Origin of the sequence: Alkalihalobacillus deserti (assembly GCF_020734105.1) — a bacterium.
In the GTDB taxonomy this organism is placed as follows: Bacteria; Bacillota; Bacilli; order Bacillales; family Bacillaceae_D; genus Halalkalibacter; species Halalkalibacter deserti.
On the sequence record NZ_JAJAFR010000002.1, the window covers coordinates 188770 to 201593 of the forward strand.

The window sequence follows — 12824 nt, forward strand, 5'->3', positions numbered from 1 at the left end:
TCAAAACTAGTTGTCATTTGGTACTTATTGGATTAGTGTAAAATTGTGAGTTTATGGGTACAGTGAAACTGGGATAGGGGGATTAAATGTTGAGTTTTAAAAAATGGGTAATGACTTTATTTGTTATTGGAATGCTTGCGGGGTGTGGAGAGCAGTCGATAGATACGATATATCAGCATCTAGAGGCTGCTGTTGTTTTTGAAGAACCATTTGAACAACAACAAGAACCATTACAAAAAGCCGAATTGAAAGAGAATAAGATTTTCGAAGAAATTATTGCTCTAGGCCTTAGTGATCTTGACGAAGTAGTTCGTCTTGCAGATGAGGCAATTGTATCAATTGAAGCTCGTGAAGCAATGGTAGCTAAAGAGAAAAGTAGTCTTGAAAAAAGCTTTGTTGAATTTAAAAAAGTAGAAGCAGAAATAGAAAATATAACTGAAGAAAAGTTAGTTGAAATGATTCAACCTTTAGTAGATAGTATGCAAGCAAGGTATAAAAGTTATAATAATTTACATGATATTTATATAAAGACTACCGCTGAGGATCGAGTTCTATTTGAAATGTTAAAAACAGAGGAATTGGAGCTTGAAGATCTTCAAACACAAATAGATAAAGTTAATGAGTTATATGTAGAAGTAGAGAATTATAAAGAAAATTTTAATCATTCAACAGATCAATATAATCAACTAAAAAGAGACTTTTATGATGTGGCAGGGCTTAACGTACAGTATGAATAGTGCGTTAGGCTTTTTTTGTCTGAATTCCAACGTCCTGTACTAGTATTATTTGTAATTGTAATACAACAGTTTTTTCTCAGGAATAATTATTGAGTTATTTTTTTTTTGGTAAAAACGTTAAGCAAAAGGATTGACGGAGTTTGTGTAAATAGAGTAGACTTATTTTTATAAGTATCATTGTATTACTTTGTTGGTTAAATGACTAATACAGATAATTTTTTTGGTTTTGTCGAGATGGATCTTAAAGATTCTCTCAGTAATAAGGTTACTGAATTTCATACTCGGAGGTTATGGATGAGTATAGTTTGGGTATCCTATGTGTGAGATTTGTCAAATAACTTAAATTCTCATAATCAGTTGAGAAATGTCGGAAAACAAGAAGATTGAGTAATTTTTCTATTCGAAAGGAAGAGGTGAAGGTAGTGAGTACAAAAACGTTAGCACAAGTTGAAGAGCAATTTGAAACGTTTCAAATTCTTAACGAAGAAGGTGAAATCGTTAACGAAGCTGCAATGCCTGAATTGAGTGATGAAGATTTACAAGAAATGATGAGACGTATGGTTTATACGCGTATTTGGGATCAACGAGCTATTTCATTAAACCGTCAAGGGCGTCTTGGTTTCTATGCACCAGTAGCTGGTCAAGAGGCTTCAATGCTTGGAAGTCATTTTGCTTTAGATAAAGAAGATTGGATTTTACCTGGATATCGTGACATCCCTCAAATAGTGTTTCACGGTTTACCATTACACCAAGCATTTTTATGGTCACGTGGCCATTTTGCAGGAAGTCAATTTCCTGATGGATTAAACATATTGTATCCACAAATTATTATTGGAGCACAGATTATTCAAGCAGCTGGTGTTGCTGTTGGTCTTAAGCGAAAAAAGAAAAATAACATTGCAATTACGTATACAGGTGATGGTGGGGCTTCACAAGGTGATTTCTATGAAGGAATGAATTTTGCTGGTGCTTATAATGCTCCTGCGGTATTCGTAGTTCAGAATAACCGCTTTGCGATTTCTGTACCTGTTGAAAAGCAATCTGCAGCAAAAACTATTGCACAAAAAGCGGTAGCAGCTGGTATTGAAGGAATTCAGGTAGATGGAATGGATGTCTTGGCTGTTTATGTAGCAACGAAACAAGCTCGCGAGCGTGCTTTAGCTGGCGAGGGCCCTACATTGATTGAAACTATGACATATCGTTATGGACCTCACACAATGGCAGGAGATGATCCAACTCGTTACCGTTCTTCTGATCTTGATGATGAGTGGACGAAAAAAGATCCGCTTGTTCGTTTCCGTAAGTTCTTAGAGAAAAAGAATCTATGGACAGAAGAAAGAGAGACTGAAATTGTAGATCAAGCAAAAGAAGATATTAAAGAAGCTATGAAAAAGGCTGATAGTGCTCCTAAACAAAAAGTAACAGACCTAATCAGTTTCATGTTTGAAGATTTACCACGAAATCTTCAAGAACAAATGGAAGAATATACAGCAAAGGAGTCGAAGTAACCAATGGCACAAATGACGATGATTCAAGCAATTACAGATGCGATGCGTAATGAGCTTAAGAATAATGAAGATGTACTTGTGTTTGGTGAAGACGTTGGTCAAAACGGAGGAGTGTTCCGTGCGACTGAAGGCTTACAAAAAGAATTTGGCGAAGAACGCGTATTTGATACACCACTTGCAGAGTCTGGTATTGGTGGTTTAGCAATTGGTTTAGGACTTACCGGTTTTCGTCCAGTTATGGAGATTCAATTTTTTGGATTCTTATTTGAAGTATTCGATTCTGTAGCTGGTCAAATGAACCGTATGCGCTACCGTACAGGTGGTAAGCTAACGTCTCCAATTACGGTTCGTTCTCCTTTTGGAGGTGGTGTGAAAACGCCTGAGATGCATGCTGATAGTTTAGAGGGGCTAGTTGCACAGACTCCAGGATTAAAGGTTGTTATTCCTGCAACTCCTTATGATGCAAAAGGGTTATTAATTTCAGCGATTCGTGATAACGACCCAGTTGTTTTCCTTGAACATATGAAGCTTTATCGTTCTTTCCGTGCGGAAGTACCAGAAGAAGAGTACACAATTCCACTTGGGAAAGCTGATATAAAGCGTGAAGGTAAAGATTTAACTATTGTTACATACGGAGCAATGGTCCATTCTTCCCTTAAAGCTGCGGAAGAGCTAGAAAAAGAGGGAATTGATGTGGAAGTCATTGATTTGATGACAATTAGCCCACTTGATATTGATACGATTATTTCTTCTGTAGAAAAGACGAACCGCGCAATCGTTGTTCAAGAAGCTCAAAAACAAGCTGGGATCGCAGCTAATGTAGTTGCAGAAATTACAGAACGTGCTATTTTAAGTCTTGAAGCACCAGTACTTCGAGTTACCGCTCCAGATACTGTTTATCCATTTGCAGCAGCTGAAGATGCTTGGCTACCTGATTATAAAGGAATCGTTGAAACGGCAAAGAAAGTTATTAATTTCTAATATAACTTTTAAACAATAGACAAGCGCTGAAAAGAAAAGATGTTAGTCTTTTCTTTTTAACTAATAATGTGTTTATTAAAAGGAGGCACTTCAAGTGGCATATGAGTTTAAACTGCCTGATATTGGTGAAGGTATTCATGAAGGTGAGATTGTAAAGTGGTTTGTTAAACCAGGTGATGAGATCAAGGAAGATGATATTCTTCTTGAAGTTCAAAACGATAAAGCTGTTGTAGAAATTCCATCTCCAGTCGATGGAAAAGTTCTTGAAATTAAAGTGGAAGAAGGAACAGTTAGTATTGTTGGTGATGTTCTTTTAACAATTGACGCAGGCGATGCAAATCCTGCGGAAGAGGAAAGTGCTCAAGAACCAGCTGCTGAAGCTGAACCAACTAAAGAAGAAGTAACTAAGTCTTCTGAGCCTGCTGCTGATACAGCTAATGATGATGTTAATAGTGGCGCTCGCGTTATTGCAATGCCTTCAGTTCGTAAGTATGCACGTGAAAAAGGTGTTGCTATTCAAAAAGTAACAGCTACTGGTAAAAATGGTCGAGTGCTGAAAGAAGATGTAGATGCATTCTTAAACGGCGGTGCTACAACGGAAGCTACAGCGCTATCTGAAGCCAAAGAGGAAGCGACTGCTCCTTCAGCGACAACAAAACCTGAACCCGTTTCGATTCCAGTTGGTGAACTTGAAGAGCGTGTTCCGCTTAAAGGGGTACGTAAGGCAATTGCAAAAGCGATGGTTAATTCAAAGCACACTGCACCTCATGTTACTCACATGGACGAAATTGAAGTTTCTAATTTAGTGGCTCATCGTAAAGAATATAAAACCATTGCTGCAGAGCAAGGGACAAAGTTAACTTACTTGCCGTATGTAGTTAAAGCTCTCACAGCAGCGCTACGTAAATTTCCTACTCTTAATGCATCTATTGACGATGCAAATGAAGAGATTGTTTATAAAAAGTACTTTAATATTGGTATCGCAGCAGATACGGAGCATGGTCTTTTTGTACCTGTTGTTAAAGATGCTGATCGCAAATCGATTTTTGCTCTTGCTGATGAAATTAATGAGTTGGCAGCAAAAGCTCGTGATGGTAAACTTAGTGGTGCAGAAATGAAGGGCGGGTCAGCCACGATCTCTAATGTGGGTTCTGCTCGAGGACTTTGGTTTACACCTGTTATTAATCATCCTGAAGTAGCTATTTTAGGTATTGGTCGCATTGAAGAAAAACCAGTCGTAAAGAACGGTGAAATTGTAGCTGCACCTGTTTTGGCTTTATCTTTAAGTTATGATCACCGTCTAATTGATGGCGTTACAGCTCAGAATGCACTAAACCACGTGAAACGTCTTTTAAATGATCCGCAATTATTATTAATGGAGGGGTAAGTACATGGTTGTAGGAGATTTCGCAAAAGAAGTAGATACGCTTGTCATTGGTTCAGGTCCTGGAGGTTATGTTGCAGCAATTCGTGCAGCACAACTAGGACAAAAAGTAACAATTGTTGAAAAAGGAGAAGTGGGCGGCGTTTGTTTAAACGTTGGTTGTATTCCTTCTAAAGCATTAATATCTGTTGGTCACCGTTTTCATAATGCTAATCATTCTGAGGATATGGGAATTATCGCAGAAAAAGTTTCAATAAACTTTGATAAAGTTCAAGAATGGAAAGCATCTGTTGTTAAAAAGTTAACAGGTGGGGTTGAAGGACTTCTTAAAGGAAATAAAGTGGAAATCGTTCGTGGTGAAGCTTATTTTGCTTCTGAGAATTCTGTACGTATTATGGACGAAAAAAGTGCACAAACATACAATTTTAAAAATTGTATTATCGCAACAGGATCACGTCCAATAGAAATTCCTGCATTCAAATACACGGATCGCGTAATTAATTCAACCGGAGCGCTTGCTCTTAAAGAAGTACCTAAAAAGATGGTTGTAATTGGTGGAGGCTACATCGGTATCGAATTAGCAGGGGCTTACTCTAACATGGGAGCAGAAGTTGTTGTTCTTGAAGGAAGTAAGCAAATTCTTGGCGGTTTTGAAAAGCAAATGGCCAAGCTTGTTGAACGTCGTCTAAAGAAGAACGGTGTAGAATTTAAGATGGAAGCACTTGCTAAAGGCGTAGAAGAGTCTGAAACGGGTGTTAAAGTTACCGCTGAAGTAAAAGGCAAAGAAGAAGTATTTGAAGCTGATTACTGTTTAGTAACGGTAGGTCGTAAGCCAAATACGGATGAGCTTGGTCTTGAACAAATTGGTGTTGAACTTACTGAACGTGGTGTTGTAAAAATTGACAAACAATGTCGTACGAATGTTTCTAACATCTATGCGATTGGAGACATTGTTGAAGGACCTCCACTTGCTCACAAAGCATCTTATGAAGGTAAGATTGCAGCTGAGGCTATTGCAGGAGAGAAATCAGAAGTTGATTACTTAGCTATCCCAGCAGTAGTATTCTCTGAGCCAGAACTTGCAAGTGTTGGTTACACTGAAGCAGAAGCTAAAGAAGCTGGATTCGATGTAATAGCTTCTAAATTCCCGTTTGCAGCCAATGGACGTGCATTATCACTTAATGAGGCTGACGGTTTCATGAAGCTTATAACCCGCAAAGAGGACGGCCTTGTAGTCGGAGCTCAAATTGCTGGTCCGAATGCTTCTGATATGATTGCTGAACTTGGTCTTGCCATTGAAACAGGGATGACGGCTGAAGATATTGCCTTAACCATTCATGCTCATCCTTCTCTCGGTGAGATTACAATGGAAGCGGCAGAAGTAGCGTTAGGAACACCTATTCACATCATAAAATAATGACCAAAAAAGACATCTATTAGGGTGTCTTTTTTTGGTCTTAAAACATACTTGTCAACTCGGAATAACAGGGATATTGTTAGTGTAACAAATTAAACTTATCGGAATTAAATGAGTAGAGAAAAATAAAGGTTTTTAAAGCTCAAAAAGAATTAAGAGAACTGACAAGCTTTACGACTTGGTTAGAGATGAAACAAAAAGCAGAAGAAATTTACTATGAGCGTTATCCATTTGGAATACAACCTGTGCATTTAAATGGTGCATAGGTTGCATTTTATGGCAGTAAAAAGCCAGTCTTTTTACTAATAAAAGACTGGCTTTTTGTATGTATAAAGTTGTAAGACCGTATCAGAAAAGAAAGAGTAAGAAAGTTTGGTTTCTTTCTCAAGATGGAAAGTCTCCACTAAATGTGCTAATATTTCATCTTTTGAGAATATGCCTTCCATTCTCAAATCCTCTTGCTCTCCTGTTAGGACCAACATGGTTGGGAATTGTTCAATATTAAAATACCGTACCAAATCACGATCTTTTGCATCGATGATTAACAGCGAAGGAATATTATTTGGATATGTTTGTTTTAATTCTAATAAAGCATCATAATACGTTTTTTCCTCTTGCATTTTAGAGGAATCGGAAAATAGAACAGTAATGGTTTCTTCGTCATGTTTCAGCAAAGGATGTTCTATCGACGTCGCTGTTGAAAAACAAGAACTTAATAAAAAAATAGAGCTTATAATCATCAGTTCGATATACTTATCCATTACTATTTCACTTCCTTATCTTACAAAATGATACTCTATGATAATTCATTCTAACATGCATTATTCAACTTTGAGTGTCTGTTATAGAAATGTAATGAAATAGAAATATTTAGGAGTTATATATAGAAGAAAGGATGTCCAATCATGGATTGGACATCCTTTCTTCTTAAAAGATAAGGAAGTGTAAAATTTGAGTGAATACCAGATGGTTTTCAATGAAGTATGAAAGTTTATTCTAAGAACTGAACGCTCTGCGGTTTTCTTATTTTTTCTTTTTCATTTCAGCTTTTTCTTGTTTAAAAGCTACTTTTTCTTCTTTAAACTTTTCACGTTCCTTTTTTAATTCATAGCGTTCATGCATGATTCTTTCTTTCTCAGAAACTAAAGTAGGTTTCTCAGATTGTAACGATTTCATTAAAGAGAAAACCATTGCGATCATGATTATCGTAAACGGCAATGCGGCAATGATAGCTGCTGTTTGTAAGGAACCAAGGCCTTTATCTGTTAGCACCAACAAAACAACAGCTGTTAACGAGATAATCAGACCCCATACAAATTTAACAGAGTTTGGAGGGTTTAGGTTCCCATTCGTTGTTTGCATTCCCAATACGACAGTGGCTGAATCAGCTGATGTTACAAAGAAAGAGGAAATTAAAAATACAGCTAAGACTGACAAGGGAACGCCTAATGGAAATTGTTCAAGTACAGCGAATAGAGCGACTTCCATACCTGATTCAGACATGGTTGCAAAAACGTCGGTTACACCTGAACGCTGTATGTGTATTCCAGTTCCCCCGAAAACTGCAAACCAAAATGCGCCGAAAAGAGATGGGACGGCAAGGGTGCCGATAATGAATTCACGAATCGTCCGTCCTTTAGAAACGCGGGCGATAAATGTACCAACAAATGGTGCCCATGAAATCCACCAAGCCCAGTAAAAGATGGTCCAGCCCTCAACCCAAGTCGTTTCTGGATTATATACGTCTAATCGAAAGCTCATCCCTGCTAAATTTTGCAGATAGCTACCTATGCCTTGAGTGAATACCCCCATAATGTAACTAGTAGGTCCCAAAAATAGGACAAATAGCATGAGGAAAATGGCCAAGTAGACATTGGTTTTACTTAAGATGCGGATCCCTTTATCTAATCCTGTTTGGGCCGATATCATAAATAAGACAGTCACAATGATGATGACGATAAATTGAAGGAGCCTTACATTCACTGTTTGCAAGCCAGGAATTAAATAAGCTAATCCAGCTGAAATTTGAGCAGCACCAAAGCCTAAAGATGTCGCAACGCCAAAAATAGTCGCGAAGACAACAAGGACATTAATAGCTGTTCCAAGTCCTCCATTGGATCTTTCGCCGATCAGTGGTTTTAAAACAGCACTCATGACTGCAGGTGAACCTTTTCTAAACCTGAAGTAAGCCAATGCTAAAGCAACAACAGAGTAGATAGCCCATGGGTGTAAGCCCCAATGAAAAAATGCGTAACGCATGGCTTCTCCAGCGGCTAGATTTGAACCGGATTCAGCTGTTGGTGGGTCGAAAAAGTGGTAAAGCGGCTCGGCCACTCCCCAGAATACGAGCCCGATTCCCATACCAGCTGTAAACAAAAAGGAAAACCATGTTAAAGAGTTATATTCTGGTTTGTCATCGGGCTTCCCCAATTTAATCTTTCCATACGGACTAAAAATAAGATAAATACAGAAAGTTAAAAAGCCCGTTGCTGCTAATAAATAAAACCAACCTAGTTCATTTGTAATAAAACCTTGAATAGAGCTAGTAACAGTTTCTAGGTTAGCAGGTGCAATAACTCCCCATAAAATAAAGGCGATTGCAATGCCTACAGAAATGGTGAAAACAGGTGTAACTTTTTTCATAATCAACTACCTTTCTTGTGAAAACAATTTTCACATTAACATAACTGTACTTACAAGGGCAAACAGTTTGCTTTTTTAAGAAGCAACTTAATCATAGAGAAGTTGCTTTTTGAATATATAAGTTGGGTAATCATTTTCTTCCATTGAAAATCTTCGTTCATCTGTTGTGATTTCGGCTAATTCTGCAGTAACTTCATGGAGTGAAATGAATTCATGACAAATTTGAGATAAAAATGTATCTTGTTTTGTTTGTTTGTTTCGTAGTTGCTTTATTTTTTCAATAGTGATGTAATGATTGGTGGTGATTTGATGATAATCGTCTTGATAAATGTTGCTAAAAGAGTCAACTGCCTGTTTTATCAATTTTTGATCTTGCTGAGACAGAGTTTGGTTCAGTCTCAAATGACAAACTTTACCAATGTGAAAAAGAATAAGGTGTAAGTAGCTTAATTTTTTTTCTAAATAACCAAATGAACGACGTTCAAAATCAGTTGAACGTCTGTATTGCCATTCGTCATGTTGAAATTGAATTAATTGGTAAGCCTTTGTCAATTCTTCGTGCAAATGACGGTAATATTTCGCTCGATCATTCGTATCATCTAAGAAATGTGATTGAATAATTAATGAGAAGTTTGTTGCAGATTTGGTGAAGAGTTCATCTATTTTTTTTACAAGAATGGGTCCGAACTTCGGTGGTAAAATAATAAAATTAACAAAAGTTGACACGATAATGCCAATTGATGTACCTGATATCCTCGTACTGAAATCAAATATCGCATGGTCTGTTGTGCCTGGTATCATTGCAACAGCTGTTAACGTAGCGACAAGAGTACCTGTATCAAATTTTAATTTAGAACAAACAATGATGGTTAGCATTGCAACTAGAGCATATGTAAGAGCGTTTTGCCCAAAGAAAAAGTCGACTGCGATGGCAAAGCTTGCTCCGAGTGCCGCTGCGGGTAAACGAATCATCCCTTTTTTTAGAGAGTCAGCAGCGGTAGGTTCAGTTGTCACGATGGCGGTAATAACGGCAAATGTCGGAGGTAGTTTAATTAAATGACAAATGAGAGCTGTGATGAAAACTGCTACACCCGTTTTGATTACCCGTCTGCCAATCCAGCTTTTCATAGATATAAACTCCTTGTAAGATAAATCGTTTTATGTATATTTCATTCTTTATTATTGGGTAAAAGTAACTTTCATATACGCATCGTTTTAGGACTGAATGTCAAAAAAATTAAGTGAGGTGTTCCTTTTGAAACAACTAGTTATGCTAGTTTTATCCTTCTTACTATTAGTTGGTTGCCAGACTAATGAGACACTTTCGGATGAGAATAATCTAACGAATGATAGGAAGGAGTTAGTTGGAGATAGTAAAAAAATAGAAGGAGACGAAACGGAGGAAAGTGAACTAGAAGTACAGGAAGAAATTGAATTAGATAATGAAGTAGAAGCGACAATTGAGGATGAAGTATTTGTAGAGAGGTATGAAATTGACCCGGTTAGTTGGCGAATTAAATCTTTAGATGATAGTGATGATCAAGTCATACTATTAACAATTGATGATGCTCCTGATCAATATAGTGTTGTGATAGCAGAAAAACTTAAGGAACTAGGAGCTGGTGCCATTTTCTTTGTGAATGGACATTTTCTTAAGTCAGAGGAAGAACAGAATAAGTTAAAAGTCATACATGAACTTGGGTTTGAGATTGGAAATCATACAATGAATCATCCGAATATGAGTGATCTCTCAGAAGAGAATCAGAAAAGAGAAATCATCGAGTTAAATGATTTAATTGAGGAGATCATTGGGGAACGGCCCAAATTCTATCGTGCTCCGTTTGGCGTTAATACGGATGAGTCTAGAGCTATTGTTGGACAAGAAGGAATGATCTTCATGAATTGGACGTACGGCTATGATTGGGAGCAAGAATACCAAGATGCTGAAGCTCTAGCGAAAATCATGGTAGAATCACCGCTTTTATCTAATGGAGCAAATCTCCTTATGCATGATCGAAAATGGACAGCAGAGGCTATAGAAAATATTGTGATAGGACTCAGAGAACGGGGTTATGAACCAATTGATCCACGTGAAATAAAAATCAACTAGGTAAGGAGTGCGGTTTCCCTGTAAAAGTTAAAATCTATTTATAATCGATTGTATCAACTCTTAGGTCACATTTGGGTACTTAATCTTTCTTTAGATGCAGAGTCAAACGGCAAATTAGGCCTTTTGACTCTTTTTTACTGTCTGATTATTCTAATTTGTATTTCTTAGATGCGAAATGTCAATAAAGGTAAAAGGACTGAATAAAATAAAGGAAGGTTGAGGGAATGAGACCCGTAAAGAATTTATTTTGTATTATACTTTCACTTTTCCTTTTTGTAGGTTGTCAGTGGAATGAAAACGAGGCAGAGGATAATATAATTCAACCATTAAATAAAGATAAACATAATCTTGCAAATATGAGTATACCAATTAACATAACCGAAACAGAAGTGAAATTCCTCCTAGATGATTTTACTAAAATAGTTGGTGGGGAATTTGAATTTGATTCGATTCACCGTACGCTAAATGTAAATGTTAATCATCATTCCTTTTCTTTAACGGATGGTGTTCCTGTTTTAGAGAAGGATGGAAAATTTCTTGCAACAGATGAGATCTATCTTATCACTGATGAGAATGAAAATATCTATTTGCCAGTTGAGTTTATTGAGGTTGCTTTAAATACAGGAGTAACCATTGAAAATGAACATGTTCATTTTCAATGGTTAGGAACCACTCAGCAAGTGTCTTCAACTTCTGAAGTGGTACGAATGGAGGATTGGGATGCTGATCAAATGGTTAGCCATTTATCTTTTTTAGAAAAGCCCATCGAGGGAGCAGAAGTTAGTAAAATTGCTGGTCATCTTCCAGGTGCTCCAAGAGCTTATCGGAACGGTTTTCACGAGGGAATTGACTGGTATGCCTTTGCATCAGGTGGTGGGATTTCTACTGATACTCCGGTTTATGCAATGGGGAATGGAATTGTGGTGAGAGCTGATCATGGTTATGAAGAATATGATTCTGTCGAAGCCAGAAATCTTGATTTAGCTTTTACGAATGAACTAGGAATGACTCCAGAGTATATAATTGATCGTTTAAGAGGTAGACAAGTATGGGTGCAGTATCAAGGTGGAGTTCTGAACCGGTTTGCTCATCTTCATGATATACCAAGTGAGATTCAAGTAGGTAACCTAGTAACTGCTGAAACTGTCATCGGTTATGTTGGGAATTCTGGAACAAGTGATGGAGTGAATCAGAACTATGAAGAAGGCCTTCATCTTCATCAAGATATTTTGATTTTCGGAGAATACTTTTGGAAATATTTATCACAGGATGAAACATTAAAAGTTCTTGAACGCATTTGGGAATAAAAAAATTTCGACAATAGAAGTCACAACTATACAACTATCGACAAGTGCTTTTATGATAAACTAGATATAAGTTTTTTCTGGATGCTCGTAGTGATGGAGGTCGCTTCAATGGATAAATCGAATTTACTTGATGAGTTACGTCTTGAAATTGGACTTGTGCGTGAGCAAGCTCAGACTTTGTCTAGTTTTTACATAGGTATAACACGTAAATTTGCAAAATTTATAGATAATAGTTGGACATCTGTTGCTATTTACGAAACAACTGATGATGCTTTTATCATGAAAGTTTGTGTTGGTCCTTCTTATATTGAAAGAAAAGTACCATTCGGGGAAGGGATTCTTAGTTCAGTTGCAATTCAAGGAAAGCTGATTGTTCAAGAAGATGATATCTTACAAAAAGTCTTTTTACCTTTTTATAAGAATCATCATTTATTAGGCGTAGTTGTGGGACATGTACCGAAGGAAATTTATCAAATAACAGAAGATGATCTGGTGTTCATTAAAGAAGTTGGTAGATTTATTGAAGTACAGCATGAAACCTTTTTTCCAACCATTTTTTAGAGGATGACTCTTACTCGGTTAGCCATACAGGTTATACGAGTTGAGAGTCATTCTTTTTTATTTGAGCATCGTTTAATTAATTGTGACATACAAATAAGTGTTGACGTCTCAATTAGTATGTATTATTATAAAAACAAGAAAAGGTAAACCGCTTACAAAACTGCGTAAAGGGGATG

General features: G+C 37.1%; 11 protein-coding genes. 8 read left to right on the top strand and 3 right to left on the bottom strand.

Annotated elements, in window-relative coordinates; translation table 11 throughout:
• The first annotated feature begins 89 nt into the window (after positions 1–89).
• The 5 genes from LDX58_RS04485 (at position 90) to lpdA (ending at position 6027) form a co-directional block, all read left to right on the top strand.
• Positions 90–737 (top strand): YkyA family protein, encoded by a 648-nt coding sequence (locus LDX58_RS04485; protein ID WP_227935655.1) that lies wholly within the window; start codon positions 90–92, stop codon positions 735–737.
• A gap of 422 nt (positions 738–1159) precedes the next feature.
• Positions 1160–2245, top strand: coding sequence for a pyruvate dehydrogenase (acetyl-transferring) E1 component subunit alpha (pdhA, locus tag LDX58_RS04490; RefSeq protein ID WP_227935656.1), 1086 nt, complete (start codon positions 1160–1162; stop codon positions 2243–2245).
• Between the two features lie 3 nt (positions 2246–2248).
• The gene (locus LDX58_RS04495; protein ID WP_227935657.1) at positions 2249–3226 is read left to right on the top strand and encodes an alpha-ketoacid dehydrogenase subunit beta; all 978 of its coding nucleotides are present in this window, start codon (positions 2249–2251) and stop codon (positions 3224–3226) included.
• A 94-nt stretch (positions 3227–3320) separates the two neighbouring features.
• Positions 3321–4613: a dihydrolipoamide acetyltransferase family protein gene (locus LDX58_RS04500; RefSeq protein WP_227935658.1), complete on the top strand. Its 1293-nt coding sequence runs from the start codon at positions 3321–3323 to the stop codon at positions 4611–4613.
• Between the two features lie 4 nt (positions 4614–4617).
• Positions 4618–6027 (top strand): dihydrolipoyl dehydrogenase, encoded by a 1410-nt coding sequence (lpdA, locus tag LDX58_RS04505; RefSeq protein ID WP_227935659.1) that lies wholly within the window; start codon positions 4618–4620, stop codon positions 6025–6027.
• 302 nt (positions 6028–6329) lie between these two features.
• On the opposite strand, the gene LDX58_RS04510 is transcribed toward lpdA, so the two are convergent.
• The 3 genes from LDX58_RS04510 to LDX58_RS04520 all read right to left on the bottom strand — a co-directional run bounded on the left by LDX58_RS04510 (position 6330) and on the right by LDX58_RS04520 (position 9798).
• Complete coding sequence (locus LDX58_RS04510) at positions 6330–6788, bottom strand: thioredoxin domain-containing protein (RefSeq protein ID WP_227935660.1); 459 nt, start codon at positions 6786–6788, stop codon at positions 6330–6332.
• A 262-nt stretch (positions 6789–7050) separates the two neighbouring features.
• Positions 7051–8670 carry a glycine betaine uptake BCCT transporter gene (locus LDX58_RS04515; protein WP_227935661.1) on the bottom strand — a complete coding sequence of 540 codons (1620 nt, stop codon included), beginning with the start codon at positions 8668–8670 and terminating at the stop codon, positions 7051–7053.
• Positions 8671–8757: 87 nt separating this feature from the next.
• Entirely contained in the window at positions 8758–9798 is a 1041-nt protein-coding gene (locus LDX58_RS04520; RefSeq protein ID WP_227935662.1) for an FUSC family protein, read from the bottom strand.
• A gap of 118 nt (positions 9799–9916) precedes the next feature.
• Here LDX58_RS04520 and LDX58_RS04525 point away from each other — a divergent pair, with 118 nt between their 5' ends.
• The 3 genes from LDX58_RS04525 (at position 9917) to LDX58_RS04535 (ending at position 12648) form a co-directional block, all read left to right on the top strand.
• A complete protein-coding gene (locus tag LDX58_RS04525) occupies positions 9917–10780 on the top strand; it encodes a polysaccharide deacetylase family protein (protein ID WP_308017464.1) in 864 nt (287 codons plus the stop codon).
• A 224-nt stretch (positions 10781–11004) separates the two neighbouring features.
• On the top strand, positions 11005–12087 hold the full coding sequence (locus tag LDX58_RS04530; RefSeq protein WP_227935664.1) for a M23 family metallopeptidase: 1083 nt from the start codon (positions 11005–11007) through the stop codon (positions 12085–12087).
• A gap of 108 nt (positions 12088–12195) precedes the next feature.
• The gene (locus LDX58_RS04535) at positions 12196–12648 is read left to right on the top strand and encodes a hypothetical protein (RefSeq protein ID WP_227935665.1); all 453 of its coding nucleotides are present in this window, start codon (positions 12196–12198) and stop codon (positions 12646–12648) included.
• The last annotated feature ends 176 nt before the right edge of the window (positions 12649–12824 follow it).